Below are 19,943 nucleotides of genomic sequence, written 5' to 3'. Positions count from 1 at the left end.
GGAATTATTTGCGGAGTTCTTTAATACGCGCTGCTTTACCGGCAAGGTCGCGGAGGTAGAACAGTTTCGCGCGGCGAACGCGACCACGGCGAAGAACTTCGATTTTCTCGAGGCTGTCGCTGTAGATTGGGAAAATACGCTCGATACCGACACCGTTGGCACCGATTTTACGAACGGTGATGGTTTTGCTGACGCCTTCGCCGCGGACAGCGATACATACACCTTCGTAGTTTTGAACGCGAGATTTTTCACCTTCTGTAATGGTTACGGCCAAACGAAGGGTATCACCTGCGCGAAAGTCAGGAATTTCTTTACCGGCGATTTGCGCTTGCTCGAAGCTAGCGATGTACTTATTTTTCATAAGATGTCCTTATTTTATGCTTTAGAAGCTGCTCCGGCCTGAAGAATTTTGTTTTGCATTCAGACAGAGACGATTTTAGTGCATGAATTTTACTATGGTTTCCCTTTAAATATTCTGATGGGACAGCCATATTCTCATAAACAGCGGGTTTTCCAAACGTAGGTGCTTCCAAAAGTGGCGTTTCGAAGCTTTCGTAATCGAGCGATTCACTGTTGCCGAGTACCCCTTCGAGATTTCGGACGATGGCGTCGGTCATCACGAGCGAGGGAAGCTCGCCCCCCGTGAGAACATAATCACCGATGCTGAACACTTCGTCGGCGAAAGTTTCGATCACCCGTTCGTCGATCCCTTCGTAGCGCCCGCTGACGAAAACGACGTGTTGTTTGGTCGCAAGGCGCTTGGCATCGTTTTGGGTGAACTGCTTTCCGACGGGTGCCGCGAATATGATGTGGGCATCCGCAGGGAGCGTCCGCAACGCATCGAACAACGGCTGCGGAACCATTACCATCCCCGCACCTCCGCCGGCGGCCGTGTCGTCAACCTTGGCATGTTTGGAGGCGCTGAAATCCCTCGGGTTTAGATACCCCACATCAAAGTGACCCGCTTCGATCGCCCGCTTGAGGATCGAATCCTGGAAATACCCCTCGATCAGGTTGGAAAACAGCGTAACGTACGTAAAACGCATCAGGAAGCTTCCAGGAGGTCCAGTCCGCCCCGGACGCGAACCGTTTTGGTTTCCGTGTCGCATTCGATGACGTAATGATCGATGTAGGGGATCAGAAACGTCGCGGGAAGTCCCCGTGCGACGAGGGCCGGATCGGTCGCGACAAGGAGATAATCCTGCGCGCCGATCCGTTCGATCTCTTGTACGCTGCCCAGCTTCATCTCCCCTTCCGCGACGGAGAGACCGATCAGGTCGAACCAGAAGAATTCCCCTTCCTCGAGCCCGCACCGCTCACGCGTCGCTTCTTTGGTCGTGAAAAGCTTGGCGTTCGTGAGGGCCTTGGCCGCTTCGGGAGTCGTGTACCCCTTAAGACGTACGATTTCACGTTCGGGACTGTACGACTCGAACGTGACGACGGTACCGTTTTCAAGGGTAAACGTGGAACCCGCACTGAACTGTTCGGGGAAATCGGTGTGGAGGTTGAGTTTCATGTCGCCCTTGAGGCCGACGGTACGGCCGAGGGTGGCGACGTGCAGCCAATCGGAGGAGAGGGTGTTACGAAAGCGGTTCGACATTGATGCGGTAACTTTTTCCGTCTTTGGCCTTGCAGCCCGAGATGACCGTTTTGATCGCGCCGATCATCTTCCCTTCTTTGCCGATGAGTTTGCCCACATCCGCCTGGTTGGCGTAGAGGACGATCTCGGTCACTTCGTCGCCTTCAAACGACTCTACTCTGATATCATCAGGATAGGCGGCGATCAGCTTTGCGAATCCCGCGACGAAGTCGGCTACCATGATTATTTACCGGTGATTTTTTTAACGCGGTCTGACATTTGAGCGCCGACACTCAGCCAGTAGTTCAGACGCTCTTCGTCGATTTTTGTCGTGATAGGATCGGTCATCGGGTTGTAGTATCCGATCAGTTCGATCCATCCGCCGTCGCGGCGTTTACGACTGTCTGTTACCGCGATGCGGTAGAAAGGTTGTTTTTTGCGTCCCATACGGGTCAAGCGAATGACTGTTGCCATGTGTGTGTTTCCTTGGTGTTGATTTTTCACGCTAAAAGTAGCTTAGAAGAGTGTTTTGCCCACAAAAGCAAAAGAGAAACCTCTAAACCGCTTTGAACGCTAAGCGAGGAGTTTATACAAACCCTTCGCTTAACGTTCGTATCCGGGGTCAGCGCGGAAGCTGCATCCCCTTCATCTGCCCCATCATGCTCTGCAGATTCTTCATCCCCTCTTTGCCCGAGAACTTTTTCGCCATTTTCGACGCGTTCTTGAACTGTTTGAGGATGCGGTTGACCTCGATGATCGAAAGCCCCGCCCCTTTGGCCAGACGCGCTTTGCGGCTGTTGTTGAGGAGTTCGGGGTCTTCGCGTTCTTTCATTGTCATCGACGACACAAGGGCCTTGATCTTTTTGAGCTCGCCGGAGTTTTCGAGATCGAAATCCTTGAGCGCGGAAGCCATGTTCCCCATTCCCGGGATCATCCCGATCAGCGACTTCATGCTCCCCATTTTTTTGAGGCTCTCCATCTGCTCGAGGAAGTCGTTGAAATTGAACTCCCCTTTTTTGATCTTTTTGGTCAGCTGCTTCGCTTTTTTCTCGTCGATCACCGAAGCGGTCTTTTCGGCCAGCCCTTCGATGTCTCCCAGCCCCATCAGGCGGTTGACGATCCGGTCAGGGAGGAAAATCTCGAGGTCTTCCATCTTTTCGCCCGAACCGATAAAGCGCAAGGGCACCTGGATCTGCGACGCGATCCCCAGGGCGACGCCCCCTTTGGAATCGCCGTCGTATTTGGTCAGGATGACGCCGTCGATACCGATTTTTTCGTTGAACGTCGCGGCGGTACGGACGGCGTCCTGCCCCGCCAGAGAGTCGGCAACGTAGAAAATTTCATGCGGGTTGGCCGCCGCTTTGACCTCGGCCAGTTCGCCCATCAGCGCCTCGTCGATCGCAAGACGTCCGGCGGTGTCGATCAGCACCACGTCCACGAGGGCTCTGCGGGCGTGTTCCATCGCCCCTTTGACCACCTCGACGGGATTTTTCGTCGCGTCGTCGGCGTAGAGTTCGACATCGATGGCGCCGCACACCTGCCGCAACTGCTCGACCGCCGCAAGACGCTGCAGGTCCGCCGCCACGACGAGTACTTTTTTCTTCTGGCGCACTTTAAGCCAGTTGGCCAGTTTCCCTGTCGTCGTCGTTTTTCCCGATCCCTGTAAACCCGTCATCAAAATGACGGTCGGAGCGACGGGAGCGTAGACGAAACCGCTTTTGCCAGGTACTTCGAGAAGGGCATGGAGCGACGTGCGCAGGGCACCGAGGAACTGGTCCTTGCCGATGCCGCTTTGTTTGGTCTGGAGTTCGACCGCATCGATCAGTTCTTTGACGACTTTATGGTGGACATCAGCTTTGAGAAGCGCTTTTTTCAGCTCGCCAAGGGCTTTGGTAAGCGCCTTTTCATCGTCGTGAAAACGGATCTTGCGTATGGCCGATGTAAACGATTCTGTCAGCGTGTCGAACACCAATAACTCCTGAATATGACCTCAATAAGGCGTAAAAAGTTCCGAATTATACTTAATTTTTGCTTGATTTAGACTTTAGAGTCTCATCAACTCCCGAAGTGGGCGAAAATCGTCGGCTCGGGGGCTTCGAACGTCTGCCCCAGGAGCGTCACTTTTTTGGCATGGAGCATTACCCGTTTTGAAGGACGTCCGCCGTAGCTCTCGTCCCCGATGATCGGATGCTGGGCAAATTTCATGTGGGCGCGGATCTGGTGGGTCCGGCCGTGGTGAATCACGAGCTGTACTTTCGTTTTCTTGGCCGAAACCTCCAGCGGGGTCACTTCGGTGATTGCGGGTTTCCCTTTTTTCGAAACTTTCGTATAAGCCTTGTTCCCTTTTTTCTCGGTGAAGAGCGGCTGGTCGACCACAAACGGTTCGCTGACGATTCCATCAACCCATGCGACGTATTCTTTGTAAACGCGGTCACGCTTGAACTCCCCGATCGCTTTAAGGCGAAACTCCTCGTTTTTGACGAGCATGAGGACCCCGCTCGTCTCACGGTCGAGCCGGTGGAGCAGCTGGCTCCCTTTGAACTGCCGCTCGATCTCGTCGGAGTTCATGAACGCCGGTTTGTCGACGACGATCAGATTCTCGTCTTCGAAAATCGGCCGGATTTTTTCAACTTTCTGGACGATGAAAACCGTTTTGGGGCTGATCTCGCCGCGGGCGATCATCACTTTCGAATTGCCGACGTAAACCAGTCCCCGGTCGATGAGCGATTTGGCTTCGGAGTTCGAGATCCCCTCTTGCTGGGCTAATAATTTATACGCTTTTTCTTTCATGTTATTTTCTCCGTTTTTAAAAACTCTACGATCCGTCCCAAATCGACGCTCCCTTCTACCTGCGAGGGGGGAAGCTTTTCGGCACGGACCAGTGCCGATGCAATCTCTTCGCTTTCGACGAACTGGACGTGCGAGACGTATTTGAACAATTCGCGCTGGTGAAAAATCTCTTTCCCGCTGATGATCTTGCACCCGAACGTAGCCGGTTCGAGCGGGTTGTGCCCCCCAATGGGCTTGAACGCTCCGCCCAGGATCGCCACGTCACTGATGGCATAGAGGTTGTTCAGTTCTCCCATCGCGTCGACGAGCGTGACGTCCGCTCCGACCGAGCGCGATTCGCTCCAGCGGCTCAGAACCATCTGCGGCAAACGCTGAACGATCAATTCGGCCACTTTGCCGAACCGTTCGGGATGACGCGGCACGACCAGGAGCTTCGCTTCGGGATTGTGTTCGCGATATGCGGCGAACGCCTCGAGAATCGCTTCCTCTTCCCCTTCATGGGTGCTTCCCGCAACGATAAGCGTCCCATCGGGCTTGGGGTAGGAACGTGTCGATTCAATCTTCTGCGCCAGTTTGATGTTTCCGACCACTTCGACGTTACGTGCCCCAAGGGCGATGAAACGGGCCATATCTTCGGTACTCTGGCAGAAAATACGGTCGCACTCGGCCAGCAGACGGCGATAGAACCAGCGCATTTTGTAGTATTTCGGAAAGCTCCGTTCGCTGATGCGCGCGTTCAGTGCGATCACCCTTGCACCCCGTTTGTTCGCAAGCCGAAACAGCAGATACCAGAATTCGGCCTCGAGCACGACGAGCGTTTTGGGACGCTCGATCCAAAACCAAAGCCACGGTTCAAAGGGGAGGTAACGTACCTGCGCGGCGTATTTCGACGCCGCCTCATGCCCCGTGTGGGTAATGACGCTGATCGCCAGACGCTTCTCCCCCAGCCGTTCCACTAGTGGGGCAATCGCTTTAGCTTCCCCCAGCGAGCAGACATGGAACCAGATATCGTGCGGGGCAAACGGAGGATTTTTCACGCCGAAAAACCGTGCCGGAAGCGAATGACGATATTTTTTCTTGAAGGAAAAGAGGATCAGGACCGGAAGGGTGACAGCGTATAGGAACGCTGCCAGCAGGGTATAGGCTAAATCAAAAAATAGCTTACGCACCGAGAGCGTCAGAAGTCGGTTCGAGGTAGAGGATACGCCCGCAGTGAGGGCAGGTCGTAATCTCTTCACCTTTGATGACGTCGGCGTAGATCTTGTCGCTGACCGCCATGAAACATCCCATACACGCCTGGTTGCGTACGGGAACTGCCGTCGTGTTTTTCGCCCAGCGGCGGATTTTCTGGTAGAACGACAACCCTTTTTGGTTCATCGACGACACAAGGGTCTGTTTGCGCGCGAAAACTTCCTTGCGCTCTTCGTCGATCTGGGCCAGCTTGACATCGACGTCGGCTTTGACGGTGACAAGGTTCCCCTCGATCTCGACCGCTTTGGCTTCGAGTTCATCGATTTTGCCCTGCTTGTGATCGATCAGTTTTTCGAGGCGCTCGATCTCTTCGTTGGCAAACGCCACCTGCTCTTTGGCGATCTCTTCTTCGAGCTGGAGTGATTTCATTTCACGCTCGGTTTTGACTTCCGCGCTTTTTTTGCCGTTTTCTTCGAGTTTGGCGGAGAGCTCGGCCAGGTGAAGCTCGTTTTTCTGTTTTTTGAGCTGCTCGTCTTTGATCTCTTGTTTCAGTGCCGAAATCTCGTTGATAATGCCGTTTTTCGTCGCCGTCAACGCGTCGTACTGAAGGTTGGCTTCTTCGATTTGCGGTTCAAACGCATCGATCTCTTTATCGATCTGAGACAATTCAATCAGCTGTTCAAGGTGTTTGTTCATAAGGTTCCTTTTTGGAATTACACGATTACCTAATATGGGTTACAGATAGGTGAAGGGGTTTTTCGATGGCGAAATTATAACACTCAATCCTAATTTTTCCAAATGGGGGGCCAAAACCTCCCCAAAATAGCGCTCGCTCTCGTAGTGCCCGATGTCGAGCATCGAAAGCCCCAGCGTTTTAGCTTCCATCGCGTCGTGGTACTTGATGTCGCCGGTCAGGAAACAATCGGCCTGGATGTTGCGCATCAGCGATGCCCCCGATCCCGTCACCAGCGCGCAGGTCGTGATACGCTCGTGGCACCGGACACCGCGGATGTTCGGCAGCCCCAGCGCCGTTTTGACTTTGAGTGCAAACGTGTCGTACGCTTCGTCGACACCCAGGTAGGCGACGAAGCCCTCTTTGGCGATAATGGGATACCCCAGCACCTGCGTCGCGACATAATCATTCAGATGAGTCTGGTCGAAGTTGGTGTGCATAGCGATGTTGGCGATGTTTTTGCGGATCATCGGGGCGAGGATCTTGGCCGGGTACTGATTGAACTGCAGCTGTTTGAGCCCCCCGAAGATAACGGGGTGGTGAGTAATGAGCAGCGCATTTTCGGGAACCGTCTCGAGCAGCTCTTCGTCGATGTCGATGGAGAGGACGACCGTCGTCACCTCCTGCGAAAAATCGCCGACGAGAAGCCCCGAATTGTCCCACCCTTCTTGCATGACGAAAGGGGAAAGCGCGTCAAGGCTGGCGTAAATATCGCGTACCGTCATTTTTTGGGGTTCCTTTCGGGCCGCTTGACGCGGATGTAGATTTGGGATTTGGAAAACGGATCGGATGCTTTGAACTCGAATATTTTAAGCCCGATGATCAGGTCGACCAGTTTTTTGTACCCGTACGTCCTGGGGTCGAACTCGGGCGATTTGTTGATGAGCTTTTGCCCTACGCTCCCGAGGTTCGACCATCCCGCTTCATCCGCAGTATCTTCGACCGCGTTGCGTACCAGTGAAAGGAGCGCTTTATCGTCCGCCTTGATTTTCGGGGTGGCAGATTCTTTGTGGTTTTGGGCACGGCGAAGGTTTTCGGTGAAAATAAACTTGTCGCATACCCCGATAAACGCTTTGGGCGTTTTCTGTTCTCCGAAACCGTAAACCTTGACTCCCGATTCACGGATGCGGCTGGCAAGACGGGTGAAATCGCTGTCACTGGAGACGATGCAGAATCCGTCGAAATTTTTCGTGTAGAGCAGATCCATGGCGTCGATGATCATCGCGCTGTCGGTTGCGTTTTTGCCGCTCGTGTAGGCAAACTGCTGAATCGGCTGCAACCCGTATTCGAGCAACGCGCTTTTCCAGCTTTTGAGCTGGCTGTCGGTCCAGTCGCCGTAGATCCGTTTGACGCTCGCGATTCCCAGTGCGGCGATCTCATCGAGCAGCCCCTCGATCGTCGAGGGCTGGGAGTTGTCAGCGTCAATGAGAACGGCGAGCCGCGGCTGATGGTCGGTCATGACTGACGCTCCAGCTCCGCCAGGGCCTCACGGGCCTGCGGAAAATCGCGGCGAAGTTCCAGCGCACGTTCGTAATGGGTACGGGCCTCGTCGGTGCGGTTCATGTCCACCAGGAGGTTGGCGTAGTTGTAGTGGGTCTGCGCGTACTCAGGATCGATCGAAAGTGCTTTGCGATAGTGCTCTTCGGAACGTTCGTATACCCCCTCGCCGCGGTAGAGCGAGGCAATCGCGTTATGGGTCAGGTCATCGCTTCCGTCAATCTCGAGCGACCGCTCATAGAGCCGGATGGCACGGTGGACATCCCCGCTTTTGGCGGTGACGAAAGCGAGTTTGTTGATCGTTTCGACATTGCCTCCCTCCAGCGCGTAGGCCTCTTCGAGCAACCGCTTGGCCTTCTCGACCTCCCCCGCTTCGTATGCCGCGTCGGCTTCATCGACCAGTGCGGAGGCCGAGGGGGGCGTTGGGATCGGCTCGGACCGGTTCCCCCCCGACGGGGCGGCGGAGTCGAGTTCGTGCACGTGACGATAGATCTGGTATGCGAAAAAAAGTGTCGCCGCCAACATTAAAATCTGAAATAAACTCATAGACGTTCCTCGTTTGTAACCATAAGTGTATTATAATCCTGGTAAACTTAACACTATAACGGTAAAAACATGCCTAGCAATTTTAAAGACCCATCCCTGTATATCAACCGCGAGCTTTCGTGGCTGCAGTTCAATACCCGCGTTCTCAAGCAGGCGCAGGACGAGTCGCTCCCCCTGCTCGAACGGCTCAAATTTCTCGCCATCTACGGGACCAATCTCGACGAATTCTACATGATCCGCGTCGCGGGTCTGAAAAAACTTTTCAGTGCGGGGGTCAACGTCTCGGGGCCAGACCGCCTCACCCCGCTGCAACAGCTCCGCGAAATCCGCACCTATCTGCACGAAGAGCAGAAAGTGGTGGAACACTGCCTCCAGGGGATCATGAAGGAACTCGAAAAAGAGGGAATTTTTTTCAAAGCCTACAAAGAGCTCACCCCCGAGCAGCGCAAGTACCTCGATAAATATTTTCACGAAAACATCTATCCTGTCGTCATCCCCATCGCGATCGACGCAACCCACCCTTTCCCCCACCTCAACAACCTGGGATTCGGACAAATCGTCAAACTTCGCGACAAGGACGATCCGAGCATCGAGCGTTACGGGCTGATCCGCATTCCCCGCGTACTGCCGCGCTTCGTCGACATCAATAACCGTATCTACGTCCCGATCGGGAGCATCACAGCCGAACATATCGAAGACCTTTTTCCGGGATACGAACTGATCAAATTCGCCGCGTTCCGGGTTACCCGCAACGCCGACATCGCGATCGAGGAAGAGGAAGCCGACGACATCATGGAGATCCTCGAAGAGGGGCTCAAGCTCCGTAAAAAAGGGGAGCTGGTCCGGCTGGAGCTGAGCGTTCACGCGGATGATGACCTCCAAAACTTTTTCAACCGCCACGCCAACGTCTACAAAGACGACATCTACCGTTTCCAGACCTATCTCAACCTCGCCAGCTTCTGGCAGATCGTCGGGAACAAGGATTTCGCCCATCTCACTACCCCGAGTTTCAAACCGCGCAACCTCCCGCCGCTCGATACCGACGAGAGTCTTTATGCGACCCTGGACAAACAAGACCTGCTTCTCTTCCATCCGTTCGAGAGTTTCGAACCCGTCGTACGCCTGATCCAGACGGCGGCCAAAGATCCCGACGTCGTTTCGATCAAAATGACTTTATACCGTTCAGGCTCCAATTCGCCGATCGTCAACGCCCTCATCAATGCCGCCGAATCGGGCAAACAGGTGACCGTCATGGTCGAGCTCAAAGCCCGTTTCGACGAAGAGAACAACCTCCACTGGGCCAAAGCGCTCGAAAATGCCGGAGCCCACGTCATCTACGGGATTACGGGGTTCAAGGTACATGCCAAAGCGGCCCTCATCACCCGCCGCATCGACGGCAAACTCAAGCAATACGCCCATATCGGCACCGGGAACTACAATCCCTCCACCGCGACGATCTATACCGACATCAGCTACATGACCAGCAACGATGCGATCACCCACGACATGACGCGGTTTTTCCACTTCCTGACCGGGTTCAGCAAAAAAGGGAAACTGAGCGAGCTGTACATGGCGCCGACGCAGATCAAACCCAAAATTCTTTCGCTCATCCAAAATGAAACCCGCATGGGAAGCGAAGGGGTCATCATCGCGAAAATGAACGCCCTCGTCGATGAGGACATCATCAAAGCCCTCTACAAGGCCTCTCAGGCGGGGGTTAAAATCGATCTCATCATCCGTGGGATCTGCTGCCTTCGCCCCGGTATCCCCGGAGTCAGCGACAACATCCGCGTCACCTCCATCATCGGGAAATACCTCGAGCACGCCCGGATCTATTATTTCAAACATTCGACTCCCCAGACCTACATCGCGAGTGCGGACTGGATGCCGCGTAACCTGCTGCGCCGTATCGAGCTGCTCACCCCGATCCAGGGCGACGAGCTTTCGGCGAAACTGATCCAGATCCTGCAGCTGCAGAGTTCGGACAACATGCTCTCGCACGAGCTCCAGACCGACGGCAATTACGTCAAGGTCAAACACGAACCCCACAACGCCATCGACAGCCATAAAATCGTCGAAAACCATACCAGCAAAGTTCACAGCTCGGTCAAAAAGCACACACCCAACTTCGTCCAGCAATTGACGACGCGTTTGTTCAAAGAGAGTTAAAAGGATATTTACATGATCAGCAATTACCTCCATTACGCCCCCGCGATGAAAGAGCGGGTGTGGATCGCCCCTTCCGCCGACGTCATCGGCCGCGTCGAAATGGGTGAAGACGTCAGCATCTGGTTCGGCTGCGTCGTCCGCGGCGACGTCCACTACATCAAAATCGGCGACCGGAGCAACATCCAGGACCTGAGCATGGTCCACGTCACCCATCATAAAAAAGAGGACGCGTCGGACGGGTATCCCACCATCATCGGCAACGACGTCACGGTAGGACACCGCGTCATGCTGCACGGCTGTACGATCGAAGACGCCTGCCTTATCGGGATGAGCGCCACGATCCTCGACGGTGCGGTGATCGGCAAAGAGTCGATCGTCGGCGCGGGGGCGCTCGTGACCAAAAACAAAGTGTTCCCTCCCCGCTCGCTCATCATGGGCAGCCCCGCCAAAGTAGTGCGGGAACTGAGTGACGAAGAGGTCGCCGAGCTCTACGCGTCGGCCCGCCGTTACGTCAGTTTCAAAGAAAACTACCGCGCGCCGAATGTCTGATTTCAATCTTGTCGTCGCCGCCGATATTCTCGGAATCACGGCATTCGCCCTCAGCGGCTTTCTCGTAGGGGTGCGGAACAATCTTGATCTGCTTGGGATCATCATCGCCGCTTCGCTCACCGCGCTGGGAGGCGGTGTGGTGCGCGACGTCATCCTCGACCGGACTCCGTTTGCGTTCAACGAATACTATCCCGCCGTCACGGTCATCGCGACGATTGCGTTTGCGTTTATCTTTCGCCTCTATCACCGCGAACAGATCGAACGCCAATGGCTCTTCGTCATCAGCGATACGATCGGTCTGGTGGCGTTTAGCATTACCGGCGCGCTACTGGCAATCCAGGCCGACTTCAACTTTTTCGGGGTGATGATCCTCAGCTTCCTCACCGCCGTGGGTGGAGGCGTTCTGCGCGATACAATGATCAACCAGGTCCCCTCCGTCCTCATCAGCGATTTTTACGGTTCCATCGCCCTGATCGTCTCGATCCTGCTGCTCCTGCTTGCAGTCTTCGGAGCACTAAATACTCCCGGCGTTGCCGTGGTTGCGGCGCTTGCGGTGGGATTGCGCCTGCTGGCCTATACCAAACGATGGCATCTTCCGACACTGGAGAGACGATGAACAAAAGCCTCCTTAAAAAAATTATCCTGCTGCTGGCGGCGGGCGGTATCATCGATATCGGGCGCTACGCCTTTTATCCGGATGTTTCGGAGCTCATAGAGGAGCGTCCGGTTCCAACAGCGTTCATGGAATACCGGCAGGAACAGTGGGCCGAAGAGAACCGTGAGAAAGAGATACGACACAAATGGGTCACCCTTTCGCAGATCTCTCCCAACGTCGTCAAAGCGGTCTTGATCGCCGAAGACGACAAATTCTGGAACCACGACGGATTCGATGTCGGGGGGATGGAGCAGGCGATCGAGCGGAGCCTTGAAAAAGGGACGGTGGCGGGGGGAAGCACCATCAGCCAGCAGCTCTCCAAAAATCTCTACCTCTCCCCCAGCAAAAACCCGGTGCGCAAAATCAAAGAGGCGATCATAACCTGGCGTATCGAAAATACCCTCTCCAAACGGCGCATCCTCGAAATCTATCTCAACGTTGCCGAATGGGGAGACGGAATTTTCGGGATCGAAGCGGCCGCGCGCCATTATTACGGCAAAAGCGCGAAACGGCTCAGCGGACGGGAAGCGGCACGGTTGGCCGCGGTGCTTCCCAACCCGATCAAATACGATCCCACGGGAAACCAGAAATACGTCAAGAACCGTGCCCGTATCATCTACAAGATCATGCAGCGCCGCGGCGTCGTGATCCCCTCCTACGACGAGGTGATGGCCCCGCCCAAAGAGGCTTCCGAACCCCTCGGCGAATCGAGCGAAGGGAACGGCAGCGTTCTTGAACTGTTCGGGGAGAGCGGCCAAAACGTCCCTGAAACGCTCGAGCAGCCCTCTGCTTCAGAGCAAACCGGCGAGGCGAACGCTTCAGCGCCCTTTTAAGAGCTTACACGCCCCGGGGACGCATAACGCGGCGCAAAAACGCGTAGCCCAATACGCCGGAAAAAAATGATCCGATCAAAATTCCCAGCCGTTCGTCACATACTCCCGCACCGCAGGCTCTGGCGTCTTCAAATGCCAAAGAGCCGATGAACAAAGACATCGTAAACCCGATCCCGCTCAATATCGAAACCCCGTACAACCGCTTCCAGTCGACTCCTGCCGGGAGACTTCCGAACCCCATCCGCACGGCCAGATAACTGAAAACAAAAACGCCGATCTGTTTGCCGAAAAAAAGTCCCAAAGCGATCCCCAGCGTCACTTCATCGAAAAAATCGCTTGCCGACACCCCGGCAAAGGCGATACCGGTATTCGCAAACGCAAACAGTGGAAGGATCACGAAACTGACCGGCACATGCAGCGAGTGTTCCAGCGCATGGAAAGAGGCCTGGTTGTTTTTCAAAGGGATCAACAGCCCCAGGATCACTCCCGCAAGCGTCGCGTGGACCCCCGATTTCAATACTGCGATCCACAAAACGGTCCCGACTAAAATATACGCGGCGTTATTGACCACTCCGCGGACGTTCATCGCAATCAAAACGGCGATCATCGCCGCGGCGATGAAGAGCGACACCGCCGAAAGATCAGACGTGTAAAAAAGGGCGATGATGACGATCGCCCCCAAATCGTCGATAATCGCCAGCGCCAGCAAAAACAGCTTGAGCCCTTTGGGAACGCGGTTCCCCAGCAATGTCAGAATCCCCAGCGCAAAGGCGATATCGGTCGCCGAGGGGATCGCCCATCCTTGCAGCGCCGTAGGATTGTCCCAGTTGAACCACGCATAAATCGCCGAGGGAACCATCATTCCTCCCAAGGCCGCAAACGCCGGAACGGCTATCGCTTTGGGATCGCGCAGCGATCCCTCAAGGGCTTCACGTTTGATTTCCAATCCCACCATAAAGAAAAACACGGCCATCAAACCGTCGTTGATCCACAGCAGGAGCGGTTTGGCGATGACAAATGAGCCGACGCTCACAGAGACCGGAAGGGACGTCAGGGATGCATAAAATGATTGTAACGGGCTGTTGGCCATCATCATCGCCAAGACGGTCGCGGCCACCAGCAAAATACCCGTTGCCGCATCGAGCTTCAAAAAATTCAATAACGGTGTCCGAAGCATGTTTCCCCTTTACGGCAAAATATTATTTCTAAGATGATTGTAAAAATGAAGAAGACCGGCGCCTTGCTGCTTTCGACGCCGATGCAGAGGAACGATACGGTTGAAACACCGCTGCTTTGTTCTTAAGCCTTATGGTAAATCAGTTTGGTAAACCGACGGACAACAGAGGTTTATTCCCGAGGTTTCACGATCCGGCCAAGGACCCACCACCCAAGCGCCGAAGCGATCGCGATCAGATATGAGGGGGCATAGGGATCGGTACTGAATTTACTGATGGAGGTCATCACCGCAGGGGTGATCCCCCCGACGATCCCCGCCGCACTTCCCAGGATTACCGCGGTAAAAGAGGCCCGATAGCCGTGATGGGGAAGCGCTTTGACCGTGGCGGCGAAGATGGGGGCCTGAAATGCGCACAGTAACACGACCAGCGCCGCCGCACCCGCCATCGCGCCCCAGTACCCGCCGACACTCATGGCATAAAAGAGCGGATAGACGCCCAGGGCCAGCCCCAGTGCCGCATGACGCATCACCCGCAGGGAGCCGAACCGATCGGCCACCATCGCCATCAGCGGGATGGAAACGACGCCGATGACGATGGAGAGGGTATTGATCTCACCGGCCTGGGCCTTACTGAGACCGGCACTCTTCTCCAGCCAGATAGGCAGGTAAACGAATACGGTGTAATAAAAAACCCAGATCGCCGACGCGACGGAAAGGAACTGCCAGAATTCGCGTCGGTGATGGCGCACGATCGCAACGATCGGAACCGCTTTATCGTGTGGCGGTTCGTAATCGTCGGTGAGGTTTCGCCGCAGGTAGAGCCCTGCTGCGGCGATGAGGATACTGACCCAGAAGGGGATTCTCCATCCCCATTCCATCATCGCCTCTTCGCCAAGCTGCCACAGAAGAAATCCGCAAAACCCCGATCCAAGCGCCATCCCGATTTTCGCCCCTACCGAAACGAAAGATCCGTAAAGGTTCTGCCGTCCGTGTGAGGACTGTTCGACCAGGTAGACGATGGAACTGGCGTATTCACCTCCGACCGAGAGCCCCTGGATCATCCGAAGCGCCACGAGCATGATCGGCGCGGCGATCCCGATTTGTGCGTAGGTGGGGAGAAATCCGATCAAAAAAGTCGGCAGCGCCATCAGTGCGAGCGAACTCATCAGTGCAAAACGCCGCCCGATCCGATCCCCGATGTGGCCGAAAACGAGCGCCCCCACAGGACGCATCACCATCCCCGCGGCAAAAGCGCCAAACGACCCCAGCAACGACAGAAACGGATCGCCGGAAGGGAAAAAAAGCTGTCCCATCATCACGGCCAGGAAGCCGATCAGCGCGAAGTCGTAATATTCGATGACGTTGCCGATAATTCCCGCGGCGATGATTTTGTGCTTGGGCCGGATCAAACGATCCACCCGCCGCCGAGCAGCTTATCGCCGTCGTAAAAAACCCCCGCCTGTCCCGAAGCGACCCCAAGAACGGGTTCGGCCAGGTCGACTTTCGCACGGTTCCCTTCGATGCTCACATGGCAGGGAACCGCTTGTGTTCGGTAGCGGAGTTTTACTTCGCAGTCAAATTCCTGCCGTTCGTCGAAAAGGTTGACGTTTTCGAGCTCCACGTAGCGGCATTCCAGTGCTTCGCGCGGGCCGACGACGATCTGGTTGGTTTCAGGACGGATCTCCACCACGAAATGGGGATCGTGGGCACCATGGACGGTAAACCCTTTGCGTTTGCCGATCGTATAGTGCATGTACCCTTTGTGTTTACCGACGACGTTTCCCTCCAGGTCGAGCACTTCCCCTTCCTGATCGACGGCCACGTAAGGTTTCAAAACGTCCATGTAGGTCGTCTCGACGAAACAGATCTCGCTCGACTCCCCCTGCGTCGCAAACGATTCGAGCCCGGGGACCGATGCGGCATAAGCTTTGATATCGGCTTTGTGACGCTCTCCCAGCGGAAACAAAAGTCTCGGTACCAATGCGGGATCGATGTAGAAAAGAAAATAGCTCTGGTCTTTCGTATCGTCGCTCGCCTGGAGAAGGTATTTTCCGTCATGGCGAATGTAATGCCCCGTCGCGACATAATCGGCACCCACCTCATCGGCAAACGCCACCATGGCTCCGAATTTGATATTGCGGTTGCACAACGCGCACGGGTTGGGCGTTTTCCCCTCTTTGTAGGTTTCGATAAACGGGGTAAACACTTTCTCGTTGAATTTATCCTGCAAATCGAGGATATGGAGTTTCACCCCCGCAAAATCGGCCGCTTTCTGTGCGCGCGCCTGGTGGATCTCATGATAGCCGGGTTTGGAGTGCAGCTTCATGTACACCCCTTCCACTTCATACCCCTGCTCTTTGAGCAAAAGGGTCGAGACGGTGGAGTCGACGCCGCCGCTCATCCCGATCAGCACTTTTTTGCGTTTCATCAGAATTCTGTCTCCTCGATCGGATGTTTGTCGGTCATGTACGAAGAGAGCGTCTCGTAATACTTGGTGTGATCGAGCCCCTGCTCTTCGAGCGATATCATCTGGGCAATCATCGATTTTTCGATTTCAGTCACCACGTAATGCAAATCGTCGGTAAGGGTAAAAAAACCAAGATCGGCCTCGTCGATCATCCCCTCTGCGAGTAGGCGGGTACGGATGAATTCCATCAGCGGCGCGTAAAAATCGGTCCCGATGACGAAGAGTTTGACCCCCGTCACTTTACGGGTCTGGATCAGGGTAAGCGCTTCGAACATCTCATCCAGCGTTCCGAATCCCCCGGGAAATATGACGTACGCCATCGAGTATTTGACGAGCATCACCTTACGGGAGAAGAAATAATCAAACTGCCGCCCTTTCGTAATGTAGGGGTTGGGCTGTTGTTCTTCGGGGAGTTCGATGTTCAAACCGATCGATTCGACCTCTTCGTAATCGTACGCGCCGCGGTTCGCCGCTTCCATGACGCCCGGGCCGCCGCCGGTGATGACGTTGTAGCCGCGGGAGCCGAGCATGCTGGAGAGCTGGAGCGCCTGCTGGTAGTAGGGGTGATTTTCATCCACCCGTGCACTCCCGAAAATCGTCACCGAAGGGCCGAGGTCACCGAGCTCGTCGAATCCCTGCACGAAATCGGCGATGATTTTGAAGACGCTCCAGACGTCGGCGGACTTGATGTCCTGGACGTATTTGCGGCACGCCTCTTTTTTTCCATTTCTTCTGCGGCCCATATCACCCTTTCAATTTGTTCAGACGGTCCCGTTTGGTTCCGATCGACGTTACCTGAACGCCGAAGTTTCCGTCCACGATCACCACTTCCCCCTGCGCGATGACATTGTCGTCGACCAGAATATCGAGTGGATCGTTGGCGAGCTGGTTGAGTTCGATGACCGAACCGATATCCATGCTCAGAACGTCTTTCAGGAGCATCTTCTTCTTCCCGATCCGAACCCGGACAGGAAGTTTGACGTCCATGATGAGCGAAATGTTTTTCATTTCGTTGTCTTCGAGCTTGACCGCCCGTTCTTCGGAGGGAGCATCGAAGATCCCCCCTTTGGAGGGCGATGCCGATCCCGCCGAAGTGTTCTGCGCCGGTGCGGAAGGGCCGCTGAGGGCATCATTGATCGCCGAATCGATTGCGAACATCATCAGCGATTCGATCGCCCCGAGCGAAAACGTAAAGACGAACATTTTGGCATAGCGGTCCAGATGCACCTCCCCGTTTTCGGGGATGAATTCCGCTTTTTCGGGCTTGATCGTAAATTTTGGAATCTCTTTTTGCGATCCCAGCGTCGTACTCATCGCCCCGACGATGTTGGAAACGATCTCTTTGACCGCGTCCATATCCTCATCAGACATCGTATCCTGCCCTTCGCCGTCGCCGCCGAGCATCATGTCTCCCAGCGCCGTCGCCAGCTGGGGCGGCATCATCACGATCCCTTTACCCGACGCATCGCCGGTGAAACTGACGTGCACCAGTGCGATCGGAGGGATGACGTTGGAGACGATCGAGATGTCTTCGGCCTCTTTGAGGGCGATTTTGGGTGTCTGTCCTGTCAGCCCTTCAATCGTCGCAACCGCTTCCTGGGCATATATTCCGGCAAAATCACTCATCTTCTTCCTCCTCATCCTCTAATGGCCCGCGGATAATGTCCTTGACTCCGCTGATCCGTTCTTTACGTTTGACTTCGAACTCTTTAAGCGCCCGCTTGACGGCATCTTTTTCGGTATCGATGACCGATGTGACCTGAACCGATTTGCGGAAACGGCGAAGCCCCATCTGTCCCGTAAACCGCTCTTTGCCGTCCACGCTCACCTGCACCATATCGTCGGCGGGGACGTTGAGACGGATAATGTCCCCCTCTTTGAGATCGAGCAGCTCGTTCAGACTCAGTTCCGCGGTCCCGAGGTTGACGTCGACGTTGACGTGCGCCCCCCCAAGAAGCACCTGCAGCTCCTGGTTCCGGCTTTTTTTCGAACTCGTCTCGTTGAGCATCAGGTCGCGGCTGGCGAGCTTGGGGAGAATCGGCTCAAGGGCGATGACCGGATAACAGATGTTCATCATACCCGAACTGTGCCCGATGATGATCTCCATGACGACCATGACGACGATTTCGTTCTGGGCGACGATCTGGACGACGTTCGGGCTTGATTCTTTCGATTCGACCTGCGGATAAAGATCGGTTACGGGCCCCCACGCTTCACGCAGCGTCCCCATCATAACCCGCAAAATCGTCTCGAACAGCGAGAGTTCGATATCGGAAAACTCGCGGTTTGTTTCGAAAGGTTCCCCTTTTCCGCCGAGGATGCGGTCGAGCATCGGGAAGGCGATGGAGGGGTTGATCTCCAAAACCCCGTTCCCCTCCAGCGGCTTCATCGAAAAAACGTTGAAGCTCGTGGGGTTGGGGAGCGACATCAAAAACTCCCCGTACGTCATCTGGTCGACCGAGTGAAGCTGGATCTCGACGATCGAACGCATGATCGCCGAAATCTGGGATGCGATGGAGCGCGCCATCTTGTCGTGGATCCCCCGGAAAGCGCGCAGCTGCTCTTTGGAAACCCGGTTGGGGCGTTTGAAATCGTACAGGGTGATCTGGCGCTGAGGGAAAAGGGTCTCTTCCCCCGCGTCCAGCGCGGCATCCCCTTCGTCGTCGACGACGTCGAGAAGGGCGTCGATCTCTTCTTGCGACAGAATGTCAGCCATTATCGTCCTCCTACCGCGTCTTTAATCCGTCGGATCACCGATTTGTGAATCTGCGAAATGCGCGATTCGGTGATGTTGACGATTTCACTGATCTCTTTGAGGGTCAGTTCCTCGAAATAATAGAGCTGGATGATCATCTGCTCGCGTTCGTCAAATCCCATCAGGACCTCTTTGATCGCTTCGATCAGATCTTCGTGTTCGATCCGTTCCAGTATACCCTCTTGTTCGGGGGTCCCCAACTGGTCGTCCAGGGGAAGGACCGTGTAGATATCCGAAGCGATCCGCGCTTCGTGAATCTTTTCCTCCTCGACGTCGAGCATCACGGAGAGTTCCGCGTCGCTTGGTTCTTCGTCATGATCGGCCAGATACAATTCTATCGCGTTATCGATGTCTTTAATCAGTTTCCGGCTCGAACGGCTCACCATATCGAGCGAACGGAGGTAATCGAGCATCGCCCCGTACACCCGTGTTTTGGCGTATCCCCAGAACGAGTCGTTCTGCGAGTCGTCGTAACGGCGGGCCAGCTTGACCAGTTCTTCCGTCCCGATCGCGCAAAGGTCCATGTAATCGATCGAGCTGGGAAGCCGTTCTTTCAGCCGGAACGACATCGCTTTCACTGCCGGAAGATACTGGATCGCCAGCTGGTCTTCTTTGTGCTTGAGATGCTCGCTGTAGGCGTTGGTTCCGCTCATGAGGAGCTCCGGGGATTCTCGTCGAGGAGTTCGGCTTTGTTGGCGTAGAACGCATCGATAAACTGCTCGCGCTTATTGATCTCACGGACGAAGAAATCAAGGTTGTGCTCATGCGAATGTTTGGGGAACGAGCTCGGTTTGATCCCCAGCGCCTGGAAATAAAGTCCGACGATCAGATGGGCGAAAAGGTAGAAGAACAGGCTCACCATAATCACGAATCCCAAAAATTCTTCCGCGCTTTCTGATTTGATGATGCCAAAAACAATGCCGATAAAAAAGCCCTGTGCCGTTATGAAAGAGACGAAATTCGAGCCCCGCATTTCTTTTTATCCTTGCTTCGGTATCTGTT

The 19,943-nt window shown here is 54.9% G+C and carries 24 protein-coding genes; 4 read left to right on the top strand and 20 right to left on the bottom strand.

The features are described from left to right. Positions 1-4 precede the first annotated feature (4 nt). The 12 genes from rplS to E0765_RS10215 form a co-directional block, all read right to left on the bottom strand. Positions 5-361, bottom strand: a complete 357-nt coding sequence (gene rplS, locus E0765_RS10270; RefSeq protein WP_132813132.1) for a 50S ribosomal protein L19 — start codon at positions 359-361, stop codon at positions 5-7. Then, positions 351-1,046, bottom strand: a complete 696-nt coding sequence (gene trmD, locus E0765_RS10265; RefSeq protein WP_132813131.1) for a tRNA (guanosine(37)-N1)-methyltransferase TrmD — start codon at positions 1,044-1,046, stop codon at positions 351-353. Before trmD ends, rplS begins: the two co-directional genes overlap by 11 nt. Continuing rightward, complete coding sequence (gene rimM, locus E0765_RS10260) at positions 1,046-1,600, bottom strand: ribosome maturation factor RimM (protein ID WP_132813130.1); 555 nt, start codon at positions 1,598-1,600, stop codon at positions 1,046-1,048. Before rimM ends, trmD begins: the two co-directional genes overlap by 1 nt. Then, entirely contained in the window at positions 1,581-1,820 is a 240-nt protein-coding gene (locus E0765_RS10255) for a KH domain-containing protein (protein WP_132813129.1), read from the bottom strand. The genes rimM and E0765_RS10255 overlap by 20 nt, the downstream gene beginning before the upstream one ends. 2 nt (positions 1,821-1,822) lie before the next feature. Next, positions 1,823-2,053: a 30S ribosomal protein S16 gene (gene rpsP / locus E0765_RS10250; protein ID WP_132813128.1), complete on the bottom strand. Its 231-nt coding sequence runs from the start codon at positions 2,051-2,053 to the stop codon at positions 1,823-1,825. 148 nt (positions 2,054-2,201) lie between these two features. Continuing rightward, positions 2,202-3,548, bottom strand: a complete 1,347-nt coding sequence (gene ffh, locus E0765_RS10245; protein WP_132813127.1) for a signal recognition particle protein — start codon at positions 3,546-3,548, stop codon at positions 2,202-2,204. Positions 3,549-3,634: 86 nt separating this feature from the next. Then, on the bottom strand, positions 3,635-4,369 hold the full coding sequence (locus E0765_RS10240; protein ID WP_132813126.1) for an RNA pseudouridine synthase: 735 nt from the start codon (positions 4,367-4,369) through the stop codon (positions 3,635-3,637). After that, positions 4,366-5,538 (bottom strand): lipid IV(A) 3-deoxy-D-manno-octulosonic acid transferase, encoded by a 1,173-nt coding sequence (gene waaA, locus E0765_RS10235; RefSeq protein ID WP_132813125.1) that lies wholly within the window; start codon positions 5,536-5,538, stop codon positions 4,366-4,368. The genes E0765_RS10240 and waaA overlap by 4 nt, the downstream gene beginning before the upstream one ends. Then, positions 5,531-6,256, bottom strand: a complete 726-nt coding sequence (locus tag E0765_RS10230; RefSeq protein WP_132813124.1) for a zinc ribbon domain-containing protein — start codon at positions 6,254-6,256, stop codon at positions 5,531-5,533. Before E0765_RS10230 ends, waaA begins: the two co-directional genes overlap by 8 nt. A 39-nt stretch (positions 6,257-6,295) precedes the next feature. Continuing rightward, on the bottom strand, positions 6,296-7,018 hold the full coding sequence (locus E0765_RS10225) for a Nif3-like dinuclear metal center hexameric protein (RefSeq protein WP_132813123.1): 723 nt from the start codon (positions 7,016-7,018) through the stop codon (positions 6,296-6,298). Continuing rightward, positions 7,015-7,752 carry an NYN domain-containing protein gene (locus E0765_RS10220; RefSeq protein WP_132813122.1) on the bottom strand — a complete coding sequence of 246 codons (738 nt, stop codon included), beginning with the start codon at positions 7,750-7,752 and terminating at the stop codon, positions 7,015-7,017. Before E0765_RS10220 ends, E0765_RS10225 begins: the two co-directional genes overlap by 4 nt. Continuing rightward, entirely contained in the window at positions 7,749-8,336 is a 588-nt protein-coding gene (locus tag E0765_RS10215; protein WP_132813121.1) for a tetratricopeptide repeat protein, read from the bottom strand. Before E0765_RS10215 ends, E0765_RS10220 begins: the two co-directional genes overlap by 4 nt. A gap of 69 nt (positions 8,337-8,405) precedes the next feature. On the opposite strand from E0765_RS10215, the gene E0765_RS10210 reads away from it, so the two are divergent. From E0765_RS10210 to mtgA, 4 genes are read left to right on the top strand one after another with little or no spacing between them, the layout of a single operon-like run. After that, positions 8,406-10,505, top strand: a complete 2,100-nt coding sequence (locus tag E0765_RS10210) for an RNA degradosome polyphosphate kinase (RefSeq protein ID WP_132813120.1) — start codon at positions 8,406-8,408, stop codon at positions 10,503-10,505. 12 nt (positions 10,506-10,517) lie between these two features. Further along, positions 10,518-11,054, top strand: a complete 537-nt coding sequence (locus E0765_RS10205; RefSeq protein ID WP_132813119.1) for a gamma carbonic anhydrase family protein — start codon at positions 10,518-10,520, stop codon at positions 11,052-11,054. Further along, entirely contained in the window at positions 11,047-11,670 is a 624-nt protein-coding gene (locus E0765_RS10200; RefSeq protein WP_132813118.1) for a trimeric intracellular cation channel family protein, read from the top strand. Before E0765_RS10205 ends, E0765_RS10200 begins: the two co-directional genes overlap by 8 nt. Further along, the gene (mtgA, locus tag E0765_RS10195) at positions 11,667-12,542 is read left to right on the top strand and encodes a monofunctional biosynthetic peptidoglycan transglycosylase (protein WP_132813117.1); all 876 of its coding nucleotides are present in this window, start codon (positions 11,667-11,669) and stop codon (positions 12,540-12,542) included. The genes E0765_RS10200 and mtgA overlap by 4 nt, the downstream gene beginning before the upstream one ends. A 4-nt stretch (positions 12,543-12,546) precedes the next feature. Here the strand turns inward: mtgA and nhaA are convergent, their stop codons facing one another. From nhaA to E0765_RS10155, 8 genes are all read right to left on the bottom strand, one after another. Continuing rightward, positions 12,547-13,719, bottom strand: coding sequence for a Na+/H+ antiporter NhaA (gene nhaA / locus E0765_RS10190; RefSeq protein WP_132813116.1), 1,173 nt, complete (start codon positions 13,717-13,719; stop codon positions 12,547-12,549). Positions 13,720-13,889: 170 nt separating this feature from the next. Beyond that, positions 13,890-15,137: an MFS transporter gene (locus tag E0765_RS10185; protein ID WP_132813115.1), complete on the bottom strand. Its 1,248-nt coding sequence runs from the start codon at positions 15,135-15,137 to the stop codon at positions 13,890-13,892. Beyond that, positions 15,125-16,147 (bottom strand): tRNA 2-thiouridine(34) synthase MnmA, encoded by a 1,023-nt coding sequence (mnmA, locus tag E0765_RS10180; RefSeq protein ID WP_132813114.1) that lies wholly within the window; start codon positions 16,145-16,147, stop codon positions 15,125-15,127. Before mnmA ends, E0765_RS10185 begins: the two co-directional genes overlap by 13 nt. Further along, complete coding sequence (locus E0765_RS10175; protein ID WP_132813113.1) at positions 16,147-16,929, bottom strand: TIGR00730 family Rossman fold protein; 783 nt, start codon at positions 16,927-16,929, stop codon at positions 16,147-16,149. Before E0765_RS10175 ends, mnmA begins: the two co-directional genes overlap by 1 nt. 1 nt (position 16,930) lies before the next feature. After that, complete coding sequence (gene fliY, locus E0765_RS10170; protein ID WP_132813112.1) at positions 16,931-17,812, bottom strand: flagellar motor switch protein FliY; 882 nt, start codon at positions 17,810-17,812, stop codon at positions 16,931-16,933. Then, positions 17,805-18,902 carry a flagellar motor switch protein FliM gene (fliM, locus tag E0765_RS10165; RefSeq protein ID WP_132813111.1) on the bottom strand — a complete coding sequence of 366 codons (1,098 nt, stop codon included), beginning with the start codon at positions 18,900-18,902 and terminating at the stop codon, positions 17,805-17,807. The genes fliY and fliM overlap by 8 nt, the downstream gene beginning before the upstream one ends. Then, a complete protein-coding gene (locus E0765_RS10160) occupies positions 18,902-19,594 on the bottom strand; it encodes an RNA polymerase sigma factor FliA (protein WP_132813110.1) in 693 nt (230 codons plus the stop codon). The genes fliM and E0765_RS10160 overlap by 1 nt, the downstream gene beginning before the upstream one ends. Next, a complete protein-coding gene (locus tag E0765_RS10155; protein WP_132813109.1) occupies positions 19,591-19,914 on the bottom strand; it encodes a hypothetical protein in 324 nt (107 codons plus the stop codon). The genes E0765_RS10160 and E0765_RS10155 overlap by 4 nt, the downstream gene beginning before the upstream one ends. Between the last annotated feature and the right edge of the window lie 29 nt (positions 19,915-19,943).

The organism is Sulfuricurvum sp. IAE1 (genome assembly GCF_004347735.1).
GTDB lineage: Bacteria > Campylobacterota > Campylobacteria > Campylobacterales > Sulfurimonadaceae > Sulfuricurvum.
Note: the sequence above shows the minus strand (reverse complement) of the source record. Positions and strands in the feature narration are given on the sequence as shown.

Coding starts and splice junctions, on each gene's coding strand:
- nhaA (WP_132813116.1), bottom strand. CDS start 13,719: ATGCTTCGGACACCGTTATTGAATTTTTTGAAGCTCGATGCGGCAACG.
- E0765_RS10230 (WP_132813124.1), bottom strand. CDS start 6,256: ATGAACAAACACCTTGAACAGCTGATTGAATTGTCTCAGATCGATAAA.
- fliY (WP_132813112.1), bottom strand. CDS start 17,812: ATGAGTGATTTTGCCGGAATATATGCCCAGGAAGCGGTTGCGACGATT.
- E0765_RS10155 (WP_132813109.1), bottom strand. CDS start 19,914: ATGCGGGGCTCGAATTTCGTCTCTTTCATAACGGCACAGGGCTTTTTT.
- rplS (WP_132813132.1), bottom strand. CDS start 361: ATGAAAAATAAGTACATCGCTAGCTTCGAGCAAGCGCAAATCGCCGGT.
- E0765_RS10210 (WP_132813120.1), top strand. CDS start 8,406: ATGCCTAGCAATTTTAAAGACCCATCCCTGTATATCAACCGCGAGCTT.
- E0765_RS10160 (WP_132813110.1), bottom strand. CDS start 19,594: ATGAGCGGAACCAACGCCTACAGCGAGCATCTCAAGCACAAAGAAGAC.
- E0765_RS10220 (WP_132813122.1), bottom strand. CDS start 7,752: ATGACCGACCATCAGCCGCGGCTCGCCGTTCTCATTGACGCTGACAAC.
- mtgA (WP_132813117.1), top strand. CDS start 11,667: ATGAACAAAAGCCTCCTTAAAAAAATTATCCTGCTGCTGGCGGCGGGC.
- E0765_RS10200 (WP_132813118.1), top strand. CDS start 11,047: ATGTCTGATTTCAATCTTGTCGTCGCCGCCGATATTCTCGGAATCACG.
- rpsP (WP_132813128.1), bottom strand. CDS start 2,053: ATGGCAACAGTCATTCGCTTGACCCGTATGGGACGCAAAAAACAACCT.
- fliM (WP_132813111.1), bottom strand. CDS start 18,902: ATGGCTGACATTCTGTCGCAAGAAGAGATCGACGCCCTTCTCGACGTC.
- mnmA (WP_132813114.1), bottom strand. CDS start 16,147: ATGAAACGCAAAAAAGTGCTGATCGGGATGAGCGGCGGCGTCGACTCC.
- E0765_RS10225 (WP_132813123.1), bottom strand. CDS start 7,018: ATGACGGTACGCGATATTTACGCCAGCCTTGACGCGCTTTCCCCTTTC.
- E0765_RS10175 (WP_132813113.1), bottom strand. CDS start 16,929: ATGGGCCGCAGAAGAAATGGAAAAAAAGAGGCGTGCCGCAAATACGTC.
- E0765_RS10215 (WP_132813121.1), bottom strand. CDS start 8,336: ATGAGTTTATTTCAGATTTTAATGTTGGCGGCGACACTTTTTTTCGCA.
- rimM (WP_132813130.1), bottom strand. CDS start 1,600: ATGTCGAACCGCTTTCGTAACACCCTCTCCTCCGATTGGCTGCACGTC.
- E0765_RS10240 (WP_132813126.1), bottom strand. CDS start 4,369: ATGAAAGAAAAAGCGTATAAATTATTAGCCCAGCAAGAGGGGATCTCG.
- E0765_RS10205 (WP_132813119.1), top strand. CDS start 10,518: ATGATCAGCAATTACCTCCATTACGCCCCCGCGATGAAAGAGCGGGTG.
- trmD (WP_132813131.1), bottom strand. CDS start 1,046: ATGCGTTTTACGTACGTTACGCTGTTTTCCAACCTGATCGAGGGGTAT.
- E0765_RS10255 (WP_132813129.1), bottom strand. CDS start 1,820: ATGGTAGCCGACTTCGTCGCGGGATTCGCAAAGCTGATCGCCGCCTAT.